Below are 22,001 nucleotides of genomic sequence, written 5' to 3'. Positions count from 1 at the left end.
GCTCCTTAGGCGAGCGCGGGAAGGGTCAGCGGGGCGACGGCCTCGGCAAGCTCGCCGGTGGCAACGAGTTCGCAGGCGGCGAGAATGTCGGGCGAAAAGTGCCGGTCGTCGACAAGCGTCGGCACCCTGGAGCGCACCAGCCGTCGGACGGCTTCGAGCGGCTCGCTGGAGGCAAGACCGTTACCGATCAGATCGCACCCTTGCGCGGCGGCGAGGAGCTCGATGGCGACGACATTGGCAAGGTTCTGCGACATCGACAGAAGCCGTCGCGCGCCATGGGCAGCCATCGAGACGTGATCTTCCTGGTTGGCGGAGGTCGGGATGGAATCGACGCTGGCGGGCGTTGCCCGCTGCTTGTTCTCCGAGACCAGCGCCGCGGCCGTCACCTGCGGGATCATGAAGCCGGAATTCAGCCCAGGCTTCGGCGTCAGGAAGGCCGGCAGCAGCGACAGCACCGGATCGACCAGTAGCGAGATCCGCCGCTCGGCAATGGAGCCGATCTCGCAGAGAGCCAGCGCGATCATGTCGGCGGCAAAGGCGACGGGCTCGGCGTGGAAATTGCCGCCGGAGAGCGCCTCGTCGGCATCGGCGAAGATCAGCGGATTGTCGGAAACCCCGTTCGACTCGGTCGCAAGGGTCGCCGCTGCCTGGCGCAGAAGATCGAGCGCCGCGCCCATCACCTGCGGCTGGCAGCGCAGGCAGTAGGGATCCTGCACCCGCTCGTCGCCGGTGCGGTGCGAGGCCCGGATCGCCGAGCCCTCCATCAGCGCCCTGAGCGTCGCGGCCGTCTCGATCTGCCCGGTGTGGCGGCGCAGCGCATGGATGCGCGGATCGAAGGGCGTGTCGGAGCCCCGCGCGGCATCGGTCGACAGAGCGCCGGTGACGAGGGCCGACTGGAACAGCCGTTCCGCCTCGAACAGGCCCGCAAGCGCATTGGCAGTGGAGAACTGCGTGCCGTTGAGGAGCGCCAGCCCCTCCTTGGGGCCGAGGGTCAGGGGTTCGAGCCCGGCCTCGCGCAGCGCTTCCTCGGCTCCCTTCGCGACGCCGTCGACGAGGATCTCGCCGACGCCGATCATCGCGGCGGTCATGTGGGCGAGCGGCGCGAGATCGCCGGAGGCGCCGACCGAGCCCTGCGCCGGCACCACCGGCGTCAGCCCGCGCAGGAGCATCGCTTCCAGAAGCTGCACGGTCTCCAGCTGGACGCCCGACGCGCCCTGGGCCAGCGAGGCGAGCTTCAGCGCCATCATCAGCCGGGCGACATTCACAGGCATCGGCTCGCCGACGCCGGCAGCATGGGAAAGGACGATGTTGCGCTGGAGCGTCTCGAGATCGGCCTCGCCGATCCTGACGCTGGCGAGTTTGCCGAAGCCGGTATTGATCCCGTAGACCGGCTCGCCGCGAGCGAGGATGCGCCGGACGGCGGCTGCGGACTCGGCTATCGCCGGCAGGGCGGCGGGATCGAGCGAGGGCACGGCGCCGCGATAGATCGCCCGCCACGCGGCGAGCGAGACGGCGCCGGGCTCGAGAACCACGAATTCGGTCATCGGCCCCTCCAGACGCGGGCATGAAGCGGATTGAAGCCGATACGGTAGACGAGTTCTGCCGGGCTCTCGATGTCCCAGATGGCGAGATCGGCGGACTTGCCGGCTTCCAGCGTTCCGGCCTCGCCTTGGAGGCCGAGGGCGCTCGCAGCATGGCGGGTGACGCCGAGGAGGCATTCTTCCACCGTCATGCGGAACAGCGTCGCGGCCATGTTCATGGTCAGAAGCAGCGAGGTGAGCGGCGAAGTACCCGGGTTGCAGTCGGTGGCGACCGCCATCGCGACGCCATGCTTGCGGAAGGCCTCGATCGGCGGGACCTTCTTCTCGCGGATGAAATAGAAGGCGCCGGGCAGCATGACCGCGACGGTGCCGGCCTTCGCCATCGCCGCGGCGCCGGCCTCGCTGGTATATTCGAGGTGGTCGGCCGACAGCGCGCCGTAACGGGCGGCGAGCGCCGCGCCGCCGAGATCCGACAGCTGGTCGGCATGAAGCTTCACCGGCAGGCCGGCGGCCTTTGCCGCGTCGAAGACGAGGGCCATCTCTTCCGGTGAAAAGGCGATCCCCTCGCAAAAACCGTCCACCGCGTCGGCGAGCCCCTCGGCGGCGATCGCCGGCAGCATCTCACGCGCCACCTTGTCGATGAAGGCCGCCTTGTCGCCACTCGCCTCCGGCGGCAGGGCATGGGCGCCGAGAAAGGTCGTCCGCACCTTCACCGGCCGCTCGGCACCGAGCCGGCGCGCGGCTCTCAGCGCCTTCGCCTCGTTCTCGAGGTCGAGGCCGTAGCCGGACTTCACTTCGACGGTGGTGACGCCCTCGGCGATCAGATGGTCGAGCCGCGGCAGCGTCTCTGCGACGAGCCGGTCTTCGCTCGCCTCGCGCAACGACCTCACCGAGGAGACGATGCCGCCACCGGCCTTGGAGACTTCCTCGTAGCTGGCGCCTTCCAGCCGCAGTTCGAATTCCTTGGCGCGATTGCCGGCCCAGACGAGATGGGTGTGGCAGTCGATCAGGCCGGGCGTGATCCAGCGGCCCTCGCAGTCGACGGTCTCGGCATCGCCTACGAGATCCGATGGCAACTCGGCCTCAGGTCCGGCAAAGACGATGCTGCCGTCCCTGGCGAGCACCGCGCCGGCATCAACGACGCCGAGACCCGGCAGGTCCGGCCGCATTGTCGCAAGGCGCGCATTGCGCCAGAGTTTTGGAGGCGGCGTCTCGTCAGGGATCGAAGCCATGGCGCAGCTTTCTCGATGGGCTCGCTTTCTTTCATGTATAGACATAATATCCGGCCTCGCAAGCCGGATGCCGAAGCGGGAGACCGAGATGTCCACCATCCACGCCGAAAGAGCCCTCACCCCGGATGGCTGGCGGCAGAATGTCCGGCTCACCCTCGCCGACGGCCGGATCGCCTCGCTCGACGAAGGCGCGCCGGCGCCCGGCGACGAGCGCACCGCCATCTTGCTCCCGGCGATGCCGAATCTCCATAGCCATGCCTTTCAGCGGGCCATGGCGGGGCTTGCGGAGATCCGCGGCCCCGGCGTCGACACCTTCTGGGTCTGGCGGGAGACAATGTACCGCTTCGCCTTGTCGATGACGCCGGACGACGTACAGGCGGTGGCGGCGCAGCTCTATGTCGAGATGCTGGAGGCGGGCTTCGGCTCGGTCGGGGAATTCCATTATCTCCATCACGACACCGACGGCCGGCCCTATGCGGACGTCGCCGCGATGGCCTCGGCGATCGCGGCGGCGGGAAGCGAGACCGGCATCGGCCTGACGCTGATCCCGGTGCTCTACGCCCATTCGACCTTCGGCGGCGCGGCGCCCAATCCCGGCCAGCGGCGCTTCATCTCCGATCGCGACGTCTTCGCCACGCTGGTCGAGGCATCGGAATCGGCCCTCGCCCCGCTCGACGGCAGCGTGCTCGCCATCGCCGCCCACAGCCTGCGCGCCGTGACACCTGACGAACTCGCCTTCGCCGCCGCTCTGAAACCAGACGCGCCGATGCACATCCACGCCGCCGAGCAGGTGAAGGAGGTCGACGACTGCCTCGCATGGTCGGGCCAGCGACCGGTCGAGTGGCTGCTCGATAACGCCGGTCTTTCGTCCCGCTGGTGCCTGATCCACGCCACCCACATGACCGAGAGCGAGACGGAAGGGCTGGCGAGGAGCGGCGCCGTCGCCGGCCTTTGCCCGATCACCGAAGCGAGCCTCGGCGACGGCGTCTTCCCGGCCCGCGAATTCGTCGATGCCGGCGGCAGCTTCGGTATCGGCTCGGATTCGAACATCCTGATCGGCGTCGCCGACGAACTGCGGCAGCTGGAATATGCCCAGCGCCTCTCCCGCCGCAGCCGCAACGTTCTTGCCGAGCCGGGTGCCTCGACCGGCCGCGCGCTCCTCACCGCGGCGCTCGTCGGCGGCGCCACCGCGCTCGGCCGGGCGACGCCGGCGATCGCGGCCGGCGCGCCGGCGGACTTCGTTTCCCTAAACGCCGAGCATCCGGCGCTCATCGGCCGCACCGACGACGCGATCCTCGACAGCTGGATCTTCGGCGCCTCGCGCCCGGCGGTCGATTCGGTCTGGGTGCGTGGCAGGAAGCTCGTCTCGGGCGGCCACCATGGTCGTCGCGAGGCGGTGTTCGCGAAATTCCGGGCGGCGGTGGAAGGGCTGGCCGCACGGGCTTGAGGAAGGCACGCTGATCCGGAATGCTGCACCGGCTGCGACAGCGCCATCCCGGCTGACCAAAATTTTCGCTCTTTCGCTTCTGCTGAAATATTGACATGCTGAGCGGATGCGGCTTGCTTATGTATAGACTTAATCGAGCCGGCGCGTGGATGCGCCGCGGTCAAACGCTGATCGGAGACAAGGGATGAACAAACGCTTCCTGATGAAGGCCGCCCTCGGCCTATCGCTGGCGCTCGGACTGCCGCTTGCGGCCCATGCCGAGGAGACCCTCGCCAAGGTGAAGGCGGCCGGCGTCATGAAGGTCGGCACCGAGACCGCCTTCGCTCCCTTCGACTTCATCGACGAGACCGGCGCGCATGTCGGCCTCAACGTCGACATGTTCGAGGAGATCGGCAAGGAACTCGGCGTCAAGATCGAATGGGTGACGCTGCCCTGGGATGGCGTGCTGCCGGGCCTCGAGGCCGGACAGTTCGACATGGTCGCCGGCCCTGCGACGATCACCAAGGCCCGCGTCGAGCGCTATCGCTTCACCGTGCCGATCGCCGAGGCGACCGTCGCCCTCCTGAAGCAGGCGAGCGACGATTCCATCCAGAAGCCCGAGGACATCGCCGGCAAGCTGGTCGGCGCCGGCAAGGCGACCGCACAGCTCGCTCAGGTGCAGGAATACGGCAAGACGCTCGAGGGCGGCGTCGAGACCCGCGAATATGTCGGCTTCAACGAGGCCTATGCCGACCTCGCCGCGGGCCGCATCGTGGCCGTCGCCAATTCGCTGCCGAACATCGCCTATGTCGCCCAGCAGCAGCCGGACACCTTCGCAGTGGTCAAGCCCGCCTTCGGCCAGCCGAGCTATTTCGGCTTCATCGGCACCAAGAAGCCCGATGACGCCTCGCTGATGGACGCCGTCGATGCCGCGATCCTGAAGATGAAGAAGGATGGCCGTATGGAGAAGATGCAGGAGAAGTGGTTCGGCACCACCTTCGACACGCCCGACACGGTTCCCGAGCCGAAGGTCTGATCAGGGCCCGACCGATACAGCAGCCGCGCCGCTTGCGCGGCTGCACTTCATGATCCAGCACAAGGCCCGCCGATGTCGTTCAGATTGTTCGAGCTGATGCTCTGGGCGGCAGGCTATACCGTCGTCCTCAGCGCCATCTCGATCGCCATCGGCCTTATCATCGGCCTCCTCGTCTGCGCCGCCAAGCTCTCCTCGGCCCGCGCCCTGTCGCTTCCGGCGACGCTCTTCATCAGCTTCTTTCGCGGCGTCCCGCTGCTCGTCCAGCTGCTGCTCATCTACAATCTCCTGCCGGCGGTCGGCATCATGGTGCCGAGCGTCGTCGCCGCGGTTGTCGGCCTCTCCCTCTGCACCGCCGCCTATCAGGCAGAGAACCTTCGCGGCGGCTTCAACAGCGTACCGCGCGGCCTGATCGAGGCGGCCGACATGGTCGGCCTGTCGCCCTGGCAGCAGCTGACCCGCATCCGTGCCCCGATCGCCCTCAGGCTCACCCTGCCGGCCCTCGTCAACGAGGCGATCCTGATCCTCAAGGCCTCTTCGCTGGTCTCGGTCGTCGGCGTCATCGAACTGACCCGCATGGCCCAGAACCTTGCCGCCAGCACCTACAAGCCGCTGCTCTTCTACGCGGTAGCCGGAGGGTTCTATCTGGTGATCTGCTGGACGGTCGCCGGCGGCGGCGCGCTGGCCGAACGCCTGACCAAGGCAGGCCGCGCATGACCCTCGACTTCGGCCTGATGCTCGACAAGATGCCGGAGATCCTCTCCGGCCTGTGGGTGACGCTGTGGATGTGGGTGGTCTCCACCATCCTCGGTGCGGCGCTCGGCTTTCTCGTCGCGACGGCGCGGCGCTACGGCCCGGCGGCTGTGAACTGGTTCCTGAAACTCTGCGTCGAGATCCTGCGCGGCACGCCCTTTCTCGTGCAGCTATTCCTTCTGTATTTCGGTGGTCCCTTCGTCGGCCTGCGGCTGGAGCCGGTCCCCGCCGGGCTGATCGGCCTGACGATCTACGCCTCGGCCTATTTTTCCGAGATCTTCCGCGCCGGCTTCCAGGCGGTGCCGCGCGGCCATGTCGAGGCGGCCGAATGCGTCGGCCTCAGCCGCACCCAGATCCTGCGCCGCATCATCGCGCCGGAAATGACCATGCTGGTGCTGCCGCAATGCGTGAACATGGCGATCATCCTGATCAAGGAGACCGCCATCCTGTCGATCATCACCGTGCCCGAAATGACCATGGTGATCGGCGCCATCGGCTCGCAGCAATATGCCTTCGTCGACGCGATGTTCCTTCTCGCGATCTTCTACTGGGTTCTGGTCGAGATCTGCGGCTTTCTCGGCCGCCTCGCCGAAGCCCGGCTCTCCAAGTTCAGGTTCGCCGTTTCATGAGTTCGACCCGACCTTCGCCGGCAACCGACGACATTCCCGCCGTCACCGTCAAGGGCGTCACCAAGCGGTTCGGCGACACCGAGGTCCTCCAGGGGATCGACCTCTCGGTCCCCACCGGCGCCACCACCTGCCTGATCGGCCCGTCGGGCTCCGGCAAGTCGACGCTGCTTCGCTGCATCGCCTTCCTGGAAGAGGCGACCACCGGCACGATCCTCATCCACGGCGACCCGCTGGGCTTCGCGGAGGGGCCGAACGGCCAGCGCAGCCGGCTCTCGCCGCAGAAGATCCGGGCGGTGCGCTCGCGCATCGGCATGGTCTTCCAGCAGTTCAACCTGTGGCCCCACATGACGGCGCTTGGCAATGTCTGCGAGGCGCTCGTCACCGTGCGCAAGATGAAGCGCAGCGAGGCCGAAGATCTCGGCATGGCGCAGCTCTCGCGCGTCGGCCTCGAAAACCGCGCCGGCCACTACCCGTCGGAACTTTCGGGCGGCCAGCAGCAGCGCGTCGCCATCGCCAGGGCGCTCGCCCTCGACCCCGAAATCCTGCTCTTCGACGAGCCGACGGCCTCGCTCGATCCCGAGCTGACCGGCGAGGTGCTCAACGTCATGCGGGATCTCGCCGATTCCGGCATGACGCTGCTCGTCGTCACCCACGAGATCGGCTTTGCCGCGACGGTCGGCAGGCGCATCGCCTTTCTCGACCATGGCAAGCTGCTCCTCAACGGCACGCCGCAGGAGCTGTTCGGCGAGCCGCGCCATCCGCGCCTCGGCCAGTTCCTCGAGACCTATCTCGATCGCGGCGCGGCGACGCTTCTCTGAGGCAGAGGCGGACCGACCAGTGGCATCAAGAGCGATTTCGGCGGCGGCGGAGACGGGGCAGAGGCGATCGCTGCACCGGATGATCCGCGACGATCTCGAGGCGAAGATCCTCTCGCGGGAATGGCCGCCCGGAGCACAGATCCCCTTCGAGGCGGATCTTGCGACCCGCTACGGCTGCTCGCGCATGACCGTCAACAAGGTTCTGACACAGCTCGTCCAGGCCGGGCTGATCGAGCGGCGGCGCAAGGCCGGCAGCTTCGTCCGCCGGCCGCAGTCGCATTCGGCGGTGCTCGAGATCGTCGACATCCGCCGCGAGGTCGAGGCTCTCGGCCTTGCCTATCACTTCGAGATCCTGCGCAGCGAGATCCGGCCCGCTGCGGCGGACGACGCCGAACGGCTCGCCCTGCCAGCCGGCGCAACGCTGCTCGCCATCACCTGCCGACATTTCGCGGCGCGCCAGCCCTTCTGCCTCGAGGAACGGATCATCAGCCTCGATGCGGTGCCCGAGGCCGGAGAAACGGATTTTGCCGACATCTCGCCCGGCGCCTGGCTGGTCGCCCGCATCCCCTGGTCGAATGCCGAGCACAGGATCCGTGCCGCCGCGGCCGCCCCCAGCGAGGCGGCTTCACTGCTGATCGAGGCCGGCGCACCCTGCCTGGTCATCGAGCGACGGACCTGGGACCAGGCCCGGCCGATCACCCATGTCAGGCTGACCTATCCCGGCGACGGCCACGAGGTCGTCGCGCATTTCGCCCCGACCGGGGCGTGAAGGGGATAGGCGCCGAACCCCTCCATTCTCCGCCCCCGAGGCGTTTCTCAAGGCTCGTCGCCGACGACCCCGAGCACGGCGATGCAGTCGCCCGCCTTGACGAGACCGGGGAAATGCCGTGCGGCGAGGATGCCGTCCATCTTGGCGGTGTAGGTGTAGGGCTCCTGCCCCGTCCGGTCGATCGGCCAGGCGCGGCCGATCGGCTGGCCGGTCTTCACCGCATCGCCGAGATCGACCAGCGGCTCCATCAGCCCGTCGATCTCGGAGAAGGTGAAGCAACGGTCGTCCGGCATGTCGAGCCAGCGCGTGGCGCGGATCTCCGGCTCGCCCTTCAGGATCCCGGCATGGCGCAACAGGCCGGCGACGCCGCGCTTGGCGATCCCCGCCGTATGGGCGCTCGCCGTGCCGCCGCCGCCGAGTTCGGTGGTGACGAACACCTTGCCCATCGCCTCGGCCGTGGTGTCGAACATGCCGACGGCGTCGATCTCCAGCATTTTCACGGAATAGGGCGCGCCGAAGGCCCTGACGGCGGCGAAACACGCCGCCTCCTGCTGCTTGTCGTCGAGGACATGGGCGGCAGCGAAAGGCAGGAAATCGAGGGTTCTGCCGCCGGAATGAAAGTCGAGGACGATGTCGGCCATGGGCAAAAGGTGCCGGGTAACGAAATCGGCGATCTTTTCGGTCGGATTGCCGAACGGCCGGCCCGGAAAGGACCGGTTGAGATTGCCCTTGTCGATCGGCGAGGTTCGGGTACCCGCCCGGAACGCCGGATAGTTCAGCGCCGGGACGATGACGATCCGCCCGCTCACCTGAGAGAGATCGAGCGTTCGGGCGAGATCGAACAGCGCGATCGGCCCCTCATATTCGTCGCCGTGATTGCCGCCGGTGAGGAGCGCCGTCGGCCCTTCGCCGTTCTTCGCGACGGTGATCGGCGTCAGGATCGAGCCCCAGGCGCTATCGTCGCGGCTGTAGGGCATGCGCAGATAGCCGTGATGGATGCCGTCTTGGTCGAACTCTACCTTGGCGACGACGGGCGACGGCGGCAGATCGCTTGCCGGTTCCGGTCCGAACATCGGTCTCAGTCCTTGACGAAGAGCTTGCGTGGCACGTCGGCGAGAAGCTCGTAGCCGGTCTCGGTAATGGCGAGGCTCTCGGTGATTTCGAGGCCCATGTCCTCGAGCCACAGGCCGGTCATGAAGTGGAAGGTCATGCCGGGCTTCAGCACCGTCTTGTCGCCGGGGCGAAGGCTCATCGTCCGCTCGCCCCAGTCCGGCGGATAGCTGAGACCAATGGGATAGCCGGTGCGGTTGTCCTTGACGATGCCGTACTTCTTCAGGACCGCGAAGAAGGCGTTGGCGATGTCCTCGCAGCTGTTGCCGGGCTTCGCCGCTTCGAGGCCGGCCTCCATGCCTTCCAGCGTCGCCTTCTCGGCGTCGAGGAAGGCCTGGCTCGGCTTGCCGAGGAAGACGGTGCGCGACAGCGGGCAGTGGTAGCGATTGTAGCAGCCGGCGATCTCGAAGAAGGTGCCCTCGCCGATCTTCATCGGTCTGTCGTCCCAGGTGAGATGCGGCGCCGAAGCGTCGGCGCCCGACGGCAGCAGCGGCACGATCGCCGGATAGTCGCCGCCATAGCCTTCGACGCCCCGCGTGCCGGCATCGTAGATCTCGGCGACGAGATCGTTCTTGCGCATGCCGGGCTCGATCGTTTCGACGATCCGCTGATGCATCGCGCCGACGATCCGTCCGGCGATGCGCATGTAGTCGAGTTCCTGCGGGCTCTTCTCGGCCCGCTGCCAGTTGACCAGCGCGGTGGCGTCGGCAAAGCGCGCTTCGGGAAGCTCCCGGCGCAGCGTCTCGTAGGCGGCGGCGGAGAACCAGTAATTGTCCATCTCGACGCCGATGGTCAGCGCCCCGAGGCCGCGATCCCTGATCACCGCGGCGAGCGCCTGCATCGGGTGGCGCTCGGTCGACTGGACGTAGTGGTCGGCATAGCCGACGATGTTGTCGTGGCCGAGATAGCTGGTGCGCTTGGCGCCGTTCGCATCCTGGCCGCGGCCGAACCAGACCGGCTCGCCCTCCGGCGGCACCAGCACGCCCTGGTGGACGTAGAACGACCAGCCGTCATAGCCGGTGAGCCAGGCCATGTTGGACGGGTCCGAGACCCACAGGGCGTCGACGCCCTTTGCCGCCATGGCGCGGCGGGTCCTGGCGAGGCGGGTCGCATATTCCTCGCGGGTGAATTTCAGCTGGGGCACCGGCATCGGGCCGTCTTTCCTGTCAGGTTGAGAATTTCGTGCCGCGATCGTTTCGAAGCGCGCGGGCATGGGCGAGCGTCGCGATGGCGGTGTCCTGGACGCCGGTCCCGGTGAGATCGGCAATGGTGATCGCCGCTTGCGACGCCCGGCCCGCCGCCGTTCCGGCGACGATCGCGCCGAGTTCGGCAAACCCCGCATCCCCGGCGACGAGGCCGGCGGCGATCGCATGGTGCAGCTCGCCGAGGCGTCGGGTCTGCTTCAGGCTGTCGGCGACATAGAGGTCAGCGCGGACGATCGCCGCCGGCTCGATCTCGTTCTTGTGCTCGGCGTCGGAGCCCATGGCGGTGACATGCTGGCCGGGCGACAGCCAGTCGGCCATCAGGATCGGGGTTTCGGCCGGCGTCGTGGTGACGACGATGTCGGCGCCGTCGACGGCGCTCCGCGCATCCTTTGCCGCGGTGACGGAGATGCCGAGTTCTGCCGGAGCCTCCCGCGCCGCTGCCTCCGCCTTGGCCGCATCGCGGGCCCAGATCCGGGCCTGCCGGATCGGCCGCACCAATGTCAGCGCCTTCAGCTGCAGCCGCGCCTGGACGCCGGCGCCAAGGATCGCCGCGCTGGAGGCATCCTCGCGCGCCAGATGCCGCGCCGCGACGGCGCCGGCCGCGGCAGTGCGGATGTCGGTCAGGTAGCCGTTGTCGAGGAACAGCGCTTCGACGAGACCGGTCTTTGCCGAGAGCAGCATCATCAGCCCGTTGACGCTCGGCAAGCCGAGCTTCGGATTGTCGAAGAAGCCGGGGCTGACCTTGATGGCGAAGCCGGCAAGGCCGGGGACATAGGCGGTCTTCACGTCCACCTCGCCGCGATGCTCGGGAACGTCGAGCCGCATGATCGGCGGCATCGCCACCGGCTTCGTCGCCAGCGCGACAAAAGCCGCTTCGATGGCGTCGATGGTCTCGATGTCGAGGCTGATGAACTGGCGCAGCTCGGCCTCTGTGAGAATACGGATCTGCGGCATCAGGCGGCGTCCTCCAGACCGTTGGCCCCGGCGACGACGCGGGCATGGAGGTCCATGGCGATGTTCCGGCCGGAAAGGAGCGCGACGGTCGGCCCACTCGCATCGACCTTGCCGGCGAGAAGCGCCGCGATGCCGACGGCGGCGGCTCCCTCGACGATCTCGCGCTCGGCAAAATAGGCGTGGCGGATGCCCGCAGCGATTTCGGCCTCGCTCAGAAGCACCACCTCGTCGACGAGATCGCGGGTCATGGCGAATGTGAATCGATTGTCGGGCCCGATGCCGCCGCCGAGGGAGTCGGCAAGGCTCGGCAGCTCCTCGACCTCGACGGGCCGCCCGGCGGCGAGGCTCGCCTGCATCGCCGCGCCGCGCTGCATCGAGACGCCGATCACCCTCGCCCGCGGTCGCTTCGCCTTCACCGCCGCGGCGATGCCGGCGATCAGTCCGCCGCCGGAAAGCGGCACCAGCACGGTCTCGACTTCCGGGACATCCTCGACGATTTCGAGGCCGATGGTGCCCTGGCCGGCGATGATCGCGGGATGGTCGAAGGGCGGCAGCGGCACCATGCCCTCGTCGCGGGCCAGCCGGTCGACCTCGACCTGCGCGTCGTCCTGGCTGCGCCCGACAACGCGGAGTTCGGCACCGAGCGCCGTGATCGCCTCGCGCTTGTTGGCGGGAACGAGGTTCGACAGGCAGACGACGCAGCGCGCGCCCGCCTTCTTCGCGGCATGGGCGAGCGCCCGGCCGTGATTGCCGGTGGAGGCGGCGACGACGCCCCTCTCCCGCTCGGGCCCATCCAGCGACAGAACAGCGTTGGTCGCACCGCGCAGCTTGAAGGCACCGGTCTCCTGCCAGTGTTCGAGCTTCAGATGGACCGGGACGCCGCAAAGCTCAGACAGCGCCGACGAGGGGACCGTCGGCGTGCGGCGAACATGGCCGGCAATCCGGCGCGCGGCATCTTCGATGGCGGCTATCTCGACCCGTGCCATGGCAACCTCACGCCGCTCTCGGCATCGGCAGAGAAAACAGCCGGCCGAGATCCGGCCCGGCCGCCGCAACACCGCAGAGGCCGAGACACTCCCAGGCCGTCGCCTGGTTCGAGGTGACCACCGGCCGGCCGATCCGCGCCTCGATCTCGGCGACCACGGACGCTGCCCGCAGCGCCGTGCAGGAAATGAACAGCGCCTCGGCATCGTCGCTCGTCGCCGCGACGGCCTGTTCGACGAGCGCCGCCTTCGAGATGCGGGCCATCTCGCGGTCGTCGTCGAAGCCGAGGCAGGTGACGCCCGACAGCGCAAAGCCTTTTTCCTCCATGTATGCGAGGACCGGCCGCGTCGTCTCGGCGAGATAGGGCGTCAGCACCGCGATGCGGCGGGAGCCGAGGGCGTCGAGAGCCCTTGCCGCGGCGAGCGCCGGCGTGACCACCGGAACGCCCGGCTTGCCGGCGCAGATCGCCTCGGTCACGGCGTCGTCGCCGATCACCGCCGAGGCGGAGGAACAGGCAAAGCAGACCGCGTCGAGATCGGATCCCGGCAGGATCATCGCCGCCGCGGCGGCGAGCCGCGGGCGCATGGCGAGAAGGTTTTCCGGCGTCGTTGGATTGGCGTATTCCACCCGCGTCGCATAGACGCCGACATCGTCCGACGCGACGAGGCGGGCGAAATCCGTCTCCGTCGTATGGTCGGTTTCGAGCAGGATCAGTCCGATCCGCCTCGCGACCGGCCGGGCGTCGCATTCGACGGCGTCGGGGGAGATTCCGCGGATCGCCGTCATGTCGCCGCCCTGCCGCGCTTGCCATGGCTGCCGAAGCGGCGTTCGAGATATTTCACCCCCATCACGGCGATCAGGCTGATGACCAGGAAGAACACGCCGACGAGGGTGATCGGCTCGACATAGCGATAGTTGTAGTTGGCGATCGAGCGTGCCTGGTTCATCAGTTCGAGGACGGTGATCGCCGACAGCAGCGGCGTCTCCTTGAACATCGCGATCAGATAGTTCGCCAGCGCCGGGATCACCGGCATGATCGCCTGGGGCAGAACGACGTGGCGCCAGGTCTGGCGGGTGGTGAGATTGCAGGCCTTGGCCGCCTCCCACTGGCCGCGGGGCACGTTGTCGATGCCGGCTCGATAGACCTCGGAGGTGTAGGTCGCATAGTGGAGGCCGAGGCCGATGACACCGGCGACCAGCGGCGCCAGGGTGATGCCGACCTCCGGCAGGATGTAGAACAGGAAATAGAGCTGCACGAGCAGCGGCGTGCCGCGGACGAATTCGACGACGCCCGCCGTCGGCCGCGACAGCAAGCGGTTGTGTGAGCGCCGCAGGATCGCAAAGACGAGGCCGAGGGCGACGGCGAGCAGATAGCCGAGCAGCGTCGCGATGACGGTGATCTTGGCGCCCTCGAGGAGGGTCGGCAGGATCTCCCAGACGAATTGCCAGTCCCAATCCATCATCGCCCCCTTATGCCCTGACGCCGTCGAGGCCGCGGGTCAGCCGCCTCTCCAGCAACCTGACGCCGAAGGTGATCACCGAGGCGATGGCGAAATAGAGGATCAGGATGGTGATGAACGGCACCGCGGTGTTGCCGGTCTGGGCACGCACCACCTGCGCCTGGAAGGTCATGTCGGAGAGCGAGATCAGCGAGACGATCGCGGTGCCCTTCAAGAGTTCGATGGCGTTGTTGCCGAAGGTCGGCAGCATGATGACGATCGCCTGGGGCAGGATGACGTGGCGCATCGTCTGGTAGCGGGTGAGATTGACCGCGACGGCGGCCTCCTTCTGGCCGATGTCGACGGCCTGGATGGCGCTGCGCACCACCTCGGCCCCATAGGCACCGACATTGAGGCCGAGGGCGAGGACGCCCGCCTGCATCGGCGTCAGGGTGAAACCCATCAACGGCAGGACGTAGTAGATCCAGAACAGCTGGACGAAGATCGAGGTGCCCCGGAAGAACTCGATATAGCCGACCGAGAGCCAGCGCAGCGTGGCGAAACGCGAGATCCGGCCGAGACCGGCGACGATCGCGACGGCGAGCGCAAAGGCGCAGCCAAAGACGGTGAGCTGGATGGTGATCCAGGCACCGTCGAGGATCAGCCGCATATAGCCGAGCCACATCTCCATGAAGGTCGCGTTCCTCGCGGTTGGTGTTGGCGGGTTTCCCTGGAGCCCGATGGAGTCAGTGCCTGGCACCCCTCGCCCTTCGAGGCTCGCTGCGCTCGCACCTCAGGATGAGGGGCACCTTCAGCGCCGAGGCCACCCCGCAGCGGCAAAGGCGATACTCACTCCGCCGCAGCGTCTCTTCCCATCCGCGGCGTCATCCTCGGGCTTGTCCCGAGGATGACGAAGCTTCAAGTCCCGCGGCCATGCTTTGGCGAAGGCTGCCTCGTCCTTTGACGCTTGCCGGCGCCCCCCGCCCTTCGAGGCTCGCTGCGCTCGCACCTCAGGATGAGGCGCTGGTCGAGCGCGGCGCGAGGGGGCGGAAACCGGCACCTCGTAGCCGGCAATGCCGAGGCCGGCGCCGCCGTGACGAGCACCGCGGTCGCCTTGCCGGATTATTCGGCCGCGGCCGCGCAGAGCTTTTCGCGCGAGGTCTTCATCGCCGCCTTGGCCGAAAAGCCGTAGGGCTCGATGAGCTTGGCGAACTCGCCGGATTCCTTGAGTTCGGCAAGACCCTTGTCGAAGGCGTCGCGCAGGGCCGTCTGGTCCTTGCGGAAGGCCGCACCGTCGCAGGCGATCGGCGAGTCCTCGACCGGCGCCACCACCTCGACGTCGCCGCCGGCCTTTTCGGCGAGCGCATTGATCGACAGAACCGGAAGCGAATAGACGTCGATGCGACCCTGCTGCAGCATGGTCAGGCCGCTCTGGGTGTCGGGAACGACGATGACGCGGTTGCGCGGCACGCCGGCTTCCAGCGACAACCGCTCCTCGGTGCCGCCGCCGGGCGCGCCGATGGTGGCGTCGTCGCTCTCGGCGATCGACTTGAACGTCGTCAGCTTCTTCGGATTGCCCTTCTTCACCAGAAACGCCTCTGCGTCGCAGAGCACCGGCTCGGAATAGGCGACGGCGTTGCAGCGCTGGGGCTTCATGAAGAGGCCCGCCGTCACCGCGTCGAAGCGGCCGGCCTGCAGGCCGGGGATCATCGCGCCATATTCGGAGACGACCGGCTCGAGCTTGTCGATGCCGAGCTTCTTGAACACCGCGCGGGCGACGTCCGGCGCGGCGCCGGAGACCGAACCGTCGGACTTCAGCTCCGTATAGGGCGGCTCGTTGCCGATGGCGACGCGCACCGAGCCTTTCGCCTTCAGCTCTTCAAGCGCATCCTGGGCGATGGCCGGGGCGGCGCTCGCGACGGCGAGGCCGGCGATGGCGGCGCCGAGGACGGCACGGCGGGAAAGGGCAAGGAGGGTGTTCATGGCAACTCCGTTCGGTGGGTGAAAATCAGGTGGAGGCGGTCCGGGGGCACAGCGCCGGCGGGCGCTTTCCGGCCCGGCTAGTGGGCGTTCAGCACCTTGCGCAGGAAGGACTTGGTGCGCTCGTGGGTGGGGTTGGTGAAGATGTCGGAGGGCGGCCCGTCCTCGATGATGTGGCCGGAATCGAAGAACAGCACCCGGTCGGCGAAATCGCGGGCGAAGTTCATCTCGTGGGTGACGAGAAGCATCGTCATGTCGGTCTCTTCGGCGAGCCGCCGCATGACGTTCAGCACCTCTTCGACGAGTTCGGGATCGAGCGCCGAGGTCACCTCGTCGAACAGCATGATCTTCGGCCGCAGGGCCAGCGCCCGGGCGATCGCCACGCGCTGCTTCTGGCCGCCCGACAGCTGCGAGGGCATGGCGCCCGCCTTGTCGCTCAGCCCGACCATGTCGAGAAGCTCCATGGCGCGCTTCTCGGCGTCGCCCTTTCCGACGTTCTGGGTGAGGATCGGCGCGAGGGTGACGTTCTGCAGCACCGACTTGTGGGGAAACAGGTTGAAGTGCTGGAACACCATGCCGATCTTGCGGCGCATCTCGTGCAGGTGCTTCTCGCTCGCCGGGGCGAGGCCATCGCCGCGCTTGACGTGGAAGAGATAGTCGCCGTCGACGGTGATGTGTCCCTTGGAGGGATGTTCCAGCGTCATCAGCATGCGCAGGATGGTGGTCTTGCCCGATCCCGACGGTCCGATCAGCGCCAGCTTCTCGCCGGGCTTCACCTCGAAGGACAGCTCGTCCAGCACGGTGAGCGAGCCGAAGCGCTTGGTGACGGATTCGAGTTTGATGATGGGTTCGACCACAAACGCCCTCGGCTCTCGGGGGTTTCGAGAGACAAGGATGTGGCCCAGAAGAAAATCATGTCAATTGAGAAAATTAAATCATGACAATATTGTCGGGATTGCCGTTCGATCGCGCAGTTCGCCTCCTCGGTGAAAGGCAGTCTGCCTAGATCGCGAGCAGCAGCGGCTCCGGCGCCGCCTGATGCAGGCTGGCGACGATCCTGAGGCCGGAGCGCAGTTCCGTCTCGCTGGCCGCGCCGAGGGCGATGCGGACCGCCGGATGCTCGTCGCGGCCGATCTGGAAGCTGCGCCCTGGCGCGAGGGCGACGCCGCGCAGCCGCGCCTGTGAGACGAACACCTCCTCCTCGGCCCGGCTCTTCAGCGGCACCCAGACATGCAACCCCTCCGGATGGGCGCCGTATTCGACGCCGGCGAGCATGTCGCGGACGATCGCCTGGCGCACTTTCAGCGCCGCCCGCTGCCAGCGCAGAAGCTCCATCGCCGTGCCGTCGCGCACCCATCGCGAGGCGATCTCGGCAAGCAGCGGCGTCGCGATCCAGTGGCTGACGAGATGGCGGTTGGCGACCGCCGGCATCAGCCGGTCCGGCGCGACGAGATAGCCGGTGCGCAGGCCCGGCAGCACGGTCTTGGTGAAGCTGGTGACATAGAGCGTGCGCTCCGGCGCCAGCGCCGCCAGCGGCGGCGGCCGGTCCTCGATCAGCGGCCCGAGCGGGTCGTTCTCGATGATCGCCAGCGCGTTCTCGCGGGCGACCGCGATCAATGCCTCGCGCCGCTCGAGGCCCATCATCGTCGCCGAAGGGTTGATCGGCGACGGCTGCAGGAAGATCGCCCGCACGTCCTCCTGCCGGCAGAGCGCCGCCAGCGCCTCCGGCACCATGCCCTCGCCGTCGATCTCGACGCCGGCGATCTTCAGCCCGAGATAGCTCGCCAGCGGCACCAGCGTGTGGTGGCCGACGGCCTCGGTGGCGATCACCGTGCCGGTCGAGGCGGCGCTCATCATCGCCACCGTCATGCCGGCCGTCGCGCCATTGGTCAGGATGACGTTGTCGGGGGAGGTCTTCAGTCCGCAATGCCGCAGCCATTCCGATGCGACGATCCGGTGCCCGGGAAAGATGACGTTCGGCCGGAAGGACAATGCAGCGCTGGCGGGAAGGTCGGTCGCGAGTTCGGCGAGGACGGTCTTCATCCGGTCGAGATGCATCGCCTCGCAGACCGGTTTCAGGATCGACAGGTCGACGATCTCGCCAGGCCGCTCCTGCAGATAGGGCACGTCGCTCGACGGCTCCTGCCGGCGCACGAAGCTGCCGCGACCGGTCTCGCCGGACACCAGCCCCCGACGGATCAGTTCCTCATAGGCGCGGCTGACGGTCTGGACGGAAATGTCGAGGTCGTGGGCGAGGATGCGATGCGGCGGCAGCTTCACGCCATTGGCCAGCCGGCCGTCGGCGATCGCCCGGGCGATCTGGTCGGCGAGCGACTGATAGACCGGGCGGTGCAAGGTAGCGAGATCGAGGAAAGCCATTGTCATGAAAACACACTTCCGCAAATCATGTCATTCGGCAATATGGCGATCAATGCCGCCGAGGGGAATGTTTTGACCAAACCGCCGATCAAGCTCGATCCGATCGACCTGAAGCTGCTCGCCGCGATCGAGCGCGAAGGCCGCATCACCAAGCTGAAGCTGGCGGAGAAGGTCGGGCTCTCCCCGACGCCCTGCTGGAACCGGCTGAAACGGCTGGAGGAAAGCGGCATCGTCGCCGGCTATCACGCACGGATCGAATGGCGGCTGGTGGCGCCGCAGACGGCGATCCTCGTCGAGATCACCCTCGGCCAGCATCGCCAGGCGGATTTCGATCGCTTCGAGAAAGTGGTGCGCGAGGCGAAGGAGGTCGTCGCCTGCTGGTCGGTCGGTGGTGGCGTCGATTACATCCTGAAGATCGCCGCCCGCGACGTCGAGGCCTATCAGCAGCTGATCGACGGCTGGCTGGAGCGCGAGATCGGCATCGCCCGCTATTTCACCTATATCGTCACCCGGACGGTGAAGGATGGCCCCTCGCCGCCCGCCAACGACGAGGTCTGAGCGGCTGCCCCGTCGCATCGGTCGATCCGGAGAGAATCTCTCCCGAAGCGTTGCCGAAAACAGTCGATCTCTCTTCCTGTTTGACCGAGTTCGGCCCGATCCTCCGGCATACACCCGTTAGGTTGGCGACCATGCGGCCGGCCTTCGACGGTCCGGCGATCAAATTCTCTCGACACCAGGGACAGCACGATGCTCGACGCCTCGAACGAACGCGAAGCCTTCGACCGCGACCACTTCTTCCATCCCTCGACCCATATGGGCACCCACGCGCGCGGCGAGAGCCCGACCCGCGTCATCACCGGCGCCGAGGGCGTACGCATCACCGACGCTGCGGGCCGCACCCATGTCGACGCCTTTGCCGGCCTTTATTGCGTCAATGTCGGCTACGGGCGCAGCGAGATCGCCGATGCGATCTCCAAACAGGCGCATGAACTCGCCTATTATCACGCCTATGTCGGCCACGGCACCGACGCCTCGATCCAGCTGTCGAAGATGATCGTCGACCGGGCACCGGATCACATGAGCCGGGTCTATTTCGGCCTGTCGGGTTCTGACGCCAACGAGACCAACATCAAGCTGATCTGGTTCTACAACAACGCCCTCGGCCGGCCGGAGAAGAAGAAGATCATCTCGCGCTGGCGCGGCTATCACGGCTCCGGCGTGATGACCGGCTCGCTGACCGGGCTGAAGCTCTTTCACGACGCCTTCGACCTGCCCCGCGCGCCGATCCTCCACACGCTCTCGCCCTATTATTTCCGCCGAGAAGACCGCTCGATGAGCGAGGAGGAGTTTTCCCAGCACTGCGCCGACGAACTGGAAAAGCTGATCCTCGAGGAAGGGCCGGAGACCGTCGCGGCCTTCATCGGCGAGCCGGTGCTCGGCACCGGCGGCATCGTGCCGCCGCCGGCCGGCTACTGGCCGAAGATCCAGGCGGTGCTCGATAAATACGACGTCATGCTCGTCGCCGACGAGGTGGTGACAGGTTTCGGCCGTCTCGGCTCGATGTTCGGATCAGACCATTACGGCATGAAGCCTGACCTCATCACCATCGCCAAGGGCGTCACCTCGGCCTATGCGCCGCTCTCGGGCTCGATCGTCTCGAAGCGCATGTGGGACGGGCTCGTCCAGGGTGCCGACGATCTTGGCGCCTTCGGCCACGGCTGGACCTATTCGGCCCATCCGATCTGCGCGGCGGCGGGCGTCGCCAACCTCCAGCTGATCGACGATCTGAAGCTGATCAACAATATCCGCGAAGTCGGGCCGTATTTCCTGAACGGCCTGAAGAACGCGCTTGGCGATAAGGCGCAGGTCGGCGAGGTGCGCGGCGAAGGCCTGCTTGCGGCCGTCGAATTCGTCGAGGACAAGGACGACCACCGCTTCTTCGATCCGTCGCAGAAGATCGGAGCGAAGATCGCCGCCGCTCTGTTCGAGCGCGGCGTGATCGGCCGGGCGATGCCGGAAGGCGACATCCTCGGCTTTGCACCGCCCTTCTGCCTGACGAAGGAAGACGCCGATCTGATCGTCGGCAAGACGGCCGAAGCCGTCGAGGCGGTGCTGGGCAACGGGTGAAGAAGAAGACCGCTGCGGCCGGGCGCCTCTCCCGGCCGCCCGGCGCGGCTGATCCCGAAGACGCTCATGAGCGCCCCCAGGGGGCCGGTCGGTTCGGATGCCGCTACCGGCAGATCACTCGTAGACCGGTTCCGAGATGCGGTACCGTCGACTAGAGGTGCCGCTTCAGCTCCCTGACGGCGGCATTGGCATCGGCGGCGACATCGAAGCGGTTCAGCGCCGCGCCGAAGCGCTTGACGATGGCGGAAAGCTCTTCCTCGGCGAGGAGGTTGAGGATGCCGACGCGCACCTGCGTCGGCTCCGACAGCGTCGGCCAGATGCAGAAGTTCTCGGCCCGGCAGGCGTTGACGAACTCCTTCTCCCGACCCTTCAATTCGCCCGGCAGGTCGAGAACGATGAGGCTCGTCATGTTCGAGGTGACCGTGCAGCCCATGGATTCGAGCGCCGCGCGCAGCGCCTTCTCCGCGGTGCGGTAGCGCTCGGCGCGCTGCAGCAGCCCCTGCTCCAGCACCATCCGCAGCGCCTCGTGGAAGGAAGCGACGGCATAGGGCGAGTGGGTGCGGTGATAGGTGCCCTTCTCGACGTCCTCGCCGTCGATGATGCCCCAGTGGCGGGCCTCCATGATCGGATGATGGACGAAGCTGCGGGCGCCGATCGTCCTGAGCTCGGCGATGTAGCGCTCCGAGAAGCTCACCGGGGCATAGGTCAGCGGCAGCGCCATGACGCCCTTCTGCGGGCAGGAAGCCCAGCCGACGACACCCGGATAGTCGTCGATCCTCAGATCGGCGACGCCGAGCGAGGAGACGGCATCGACGAGGCCCATGACGCCGTGTTTTTCACAGGCATCGGAGAAACCCTTGATCTCGTTGATGCGGCCTGAGCCAGTTTCCCAGTGGGCCATGGCCGCCCATTTCGGCTGGTGCTCGGCGAGCGCCGCCTCGACGATCTCACCGGTCACCGACTGGCCGTGCGGCACGCGGATGGTCACGACCGAGCTTGCCTGCGGATCGAGCGGATTGGCCCGCAGCTCCTCTTCGGTCGCCGCCTTCATCCGCACCGAGAGCTCGTCGATGCCCGAGAAGGTGCCGTTGACGAACATCACGATCTTGTCGCCCGGATGGACGACCGAGAACATCGAATCGAGGCCGCTCCAGCCGGTGCCCGCAATGCCGAAGGTGTGGACGTTCTGGGTGCCCCAGATCTCGCGCAGCATCTTCTTGCACTCGATCATGCCGCGCAGGACATCCGGCTGCATGTGGTCGGCGACGCCGGGGCTCGTATAGGCGGCGAGCACGCGATCGGCGGTGTTGCCGGGACCGGGGCCTGCGGCAAGGGTATGCGGAATTTCCAGCCGCGGAAAAACGGGCGCGTTCATGGGCGGTCTCCTCCTCTTTGTCCGGGTCGCATGTCACGTGCCTTGCGCGACGCCCGCGCGCCGCCCGGCGAACGAGCCCTCTGCGTCCGTGCTCCAAGAAGAGGGCGCGACGGGCCGTCTGGCCACTCTCACGCGGGTGTTTCCTGCTGCCCCATCGGGTATCCGCGACGACCGCAACGGATAGAAACGGGCGGAGACCGAGTGAGGTCCCCTGCCCGCGCGCCACGGATCCGACGCGGCTCGGCGG

At 67.4% G+C, this 22,001-nt stretch carries 21 protein-coding genes; 8 read left to right on the top strand and 13 right to left on the bottom strand.

The genetic code is table 11. The features are described 5' to 3' along the window. Positions 1-5: 5 nt before the first annotated feature. A complete protein-coding gene (gene hutH, locus E3C22_RS01985) occupies positions 6-1,544 on the bottom strand; it encodes a histidine ammonia-lyase (protein WP_134759717.1) in 1,539 nt (512 codons plus the stop codon). After that, a complete protein-coding gene (hutI, locus tag E3C22_RS01980; protein WP_134759715.1) occupies positions 1,541-2,773 on the bottom strand; it encodes an imidazolonepropionase in 1,233 nt (410 codons plus the stop codon). Before hutI ends, hutH begins: the two co-directional genes overlap by 4 nt. 88 nt (positions 2,774-2,861) lie before the next feature. Here hutI and E3C22_RS01975 point away from each other — a divergent pair, with 88 nt between their 5' ends. The 6 genes from E3C22_RS01975 to hutC all read left to right on the top strand — a co-directional run bounded on the left by E3C22_RS01975 (position 2,862) and on the right by hutC (position 8,201). After that, on the top strand, positions 2,862-4,220 hold the full coding sequence (locus E3C22_RS01975; protein ID WP_134759713.1) for a formimidoylglutamate deiminase: 1,359 nt from the start codon (positions 2,862-2,864) through the stop codon (positions 4,218-4,220). 184 nt (positions 4,221-4,404) lie between these two features. Further along, entirely contained in the window at positions 4,405-5,235 is an 831-nt protein-coding gene (locus E3C22_RS01970; protein ID WP_134759711.1) for a transporter substrate-binding domain-containing protein, read from the top strand. A gap of 72 nt (positions 5,236-5,307) precedes the next feature. Next, a complete protein-coding gene (locus E3C22_RS01965; RefSeq protein ID WP_134759709.1) occupies positions 5,308-5,949 on the top strand; it encodes an amino acid ABC transporter permease in 642 nt (213 codons plus the stop codon). Next, positions 5,946-6,614 (top strand): amino acid ABC transporter permease, encoded by a 669-nt coding sequence (locus E3C22_RS01960; protein WP_134759707.1) that lies wholly within the window; start codon positions 5,946-5,948, stop codon positions 6,612-6,614. The genes E3C22_RS01965 and E3C22_RS01960 overlap by 4 nt, the downstream gene beginning before the upstream one ends. Next, positions 6,611-7,432, top strand: a complete 822-nt coding sequence (locus E3C22_RS01955) for an amino acid ABC transporter ATP-binding protein (RefSeq protein ID WP_134759705.1) — start codon at positions 6,611-6,613, stop codon at positions 7,430-7,432. Before E3C22_RS01960 ends, E3C22_RS01955 begins: the two co-directional genes overlap by 4 nt. 79 nt (positions 7,433-7,511) lie before the next feature. Continuing rightward, a complete protein-coding gene (gene hutC / locus E3C22_RS01950) occupies positions 7,512-8,201 on the top strand; it encodes a histidine utilization transcriptional repressor HutC (protein ID WP_134760891.1) in 690 nt (229 codons plus the stop codon). Between the two features lie 47 nt (positions 8,202-8,248). Here the strand turns inward: hutC and doeB are convergent, their stop codons facing one another. From doeB to ehuR, 10 genes are all read right to left on the bottom strand, one after another. Next, positions 8,249-9,274 carry a N(2)-acetyl-L-2,4-diaminobutanoate deacetylase DoeB gene (doeB, locus tag E3C22_RS01945; RefSeq protein ID WP_134759703.1) on the bottom strand — a complete coding sequence of 342 codons (1,026 nt, stop codon included), beginning with the start codon at positions 9,272-9,274 and terminating at the stop codon, positions 8,249-8,251. Between the two features lie 5 nt (positions 9,275-9,279). After that, positions 9,280-10,461, bottom strand: coding sequence for an ectoine hydrolase DoeA (gene doeA / locus E3C22_RS01940; protein ID WP_134759701.1), 1,182 nt, complete (start codon positions 10,459-10,461; stop codon positions 9,280-9,282). A 16-nt stretch (positions 10,462-10,477) separates the two neighbouring features. Further along, positions 10,478-11,470: an ectoine utilization protein EutC gene (eutC, locus tag E3C22_RS01935; protein ID WP_134759699.1), complete on the bottom strand. Its 993-nt coding sequence runs from the start codon at positions 11,468-11,470 to the stop codon at positions 10,478-10,480. Next, complete coding sequence (gene eutB / locus E3C22_RS01930; protein WP_134759697.1) at positions 11,470-12,456, bottom strand: hydroxyectoine utilization dehydratase EutB; 987 nt, start codon at positions 12,454-12,456, stop codon at positions 11,470-11,472. The genes eutC and eutB overlap by 1 nt, the downstream gene beginning before the upstream one ends. A 7-nt stretch (positions 12,457-12,463) precedes the next feature. Further along, positions 12,464-13,240 (bottom strand): ectoine utilization protein EutA, encoded by a 777-nt coding sequence (gene eutA / locus E3C22_RS01925; protein WP_134759695.1) that lies wholly within the window; start codon positions 13,238-13,240, stop codon positions 12,464-12,466. Continuing rightward, entirely contained in the window at positions 13,237-13,914 is a 678-nt protein-coding gene (ehuD, locus tag E3C22_RS01920; RefSeq protein ID WP_134760889.1) for an ectoine/hydroxyectoine ABC transporter permease subunit EhuD, read from the bottom strand. The genes eutA and ehuD overlap by 4 nt, the downstream gene beginning before the upstream one ends. A 10-nt stretch (positions 13,915-13,924) precedes the next feature. Beyond that, a complete protein-coding gene (gene ehuC, locus E3C22_RS01915; protein WP_134759693.1) occupies positions 13,925-14,584 on the bottom strand; it encodes an ectoine/hydroxyectoine ABC transporter permease subunit EhuC in 660 nt (219 codons plus the stop codon). Positions 14,585-15,015: 431 nt separating this feature from the next. Continuing rightward, positions 15,016-15,876, bottom strand: a complete 861-nt coding sequence (gene ehuB / locus E3C22_RS01910; RefSeq protein ID WP_134759691.1) for an ectoine/hydroxyectoine ABC transporter substrate-binding protein EhuB — start codon at positions 15,874-15,876, stop codon at positions 15,016-15,018. 77 nt (positions 15,877-15,953) lie between these two features. Further along, entirely contained in the window at positions 15,954-16,730 is a 777-nt protein-coding gene (gene ehuA, locus E3C22_RS01905) for an ectoine/hydroxyectoine ABC transporter ATP-binding protein EhuA (protein WP_134759689.1), read from the bottom strand. A 145-nt stretch (positions 16,731-16,875) separates the two neighbouring features. Next, positions 16,876-18,258: a MocR-like ectoine utilization transcription factor EhuR gene (gene ehuR, locus E3C22_RS01900; RefSeq protein WP_134759687.1), complete on the bottom strand. Its 1,383-nt coding sequence runs from the start codon at positions 18,256-18,258 to the stop codon at positions 16,876-16,878. Positions 18,259-18,294: 36 nt separating this feature from the next. Between ehuR and E3C22_RS01895 the strand changes: the two genes are divergently transcribed. Both E3C22_RS01895 and E3C22_RS01890 read left to right on the top strand, forming a co-directional pair. After that, on the top strand, positions 18,295-18,810 hold the full coding sequence (locus E3C22_RS01895; RefSeq protein ID WP_134760887.1) for an Lrp/AsnC family transcriptional regulator: 516 nt from the start codon (positions 18,295-18,297) through the stop codon (positions 18,808-18,810). Between the two features lie 189 nt (positions 18,811-18,999). Next, on the top strand, positions 19,000-20,379 hold the full coding sequence (locus E3C22_RS01890) for an aspartate aminotransferase family protein (RefSeq protein WP_134759685.1): 1,380 nt from the start codon (positions 19,000-19,002) through the stop codon (positions 20,377-20,379). 151 nt (positions 20,380-20,530) lie between these two features. Here E3C22_RS01890 and E3C22_RS01885 read toward each other — a convergent pair whose 3' ends face one another. Continuing rightward, complete coding sequence (locus E3C22_RS01885) at positions 20,531-21,754, bottom strand: pyridoxal-phosphate-dependent aminotransferase family protein (RefSeq protein ID WP_134759683.1); 1,224 nt, start codon at positions 21,752-21,754, stop codon at positions 20,531-20,533. Between the last annotated feature and the right edge of the window lie 247 nt (positions 21,755-22,001).

Origin of the sequence: Jiella endophytica (assembly GCF_004519335.1) — a bacterium.
In the GTDB taxonomy this organism is placed as follows: Bacteria; Pseudomonadota; Alphaproteobacteria; order Rhizobiales; family Rhizobiaceae; genus Jiella; species Jiella endophytica.
This window is presented reverse-complemented; position numbering and strand designations above follow the sequence as displayed.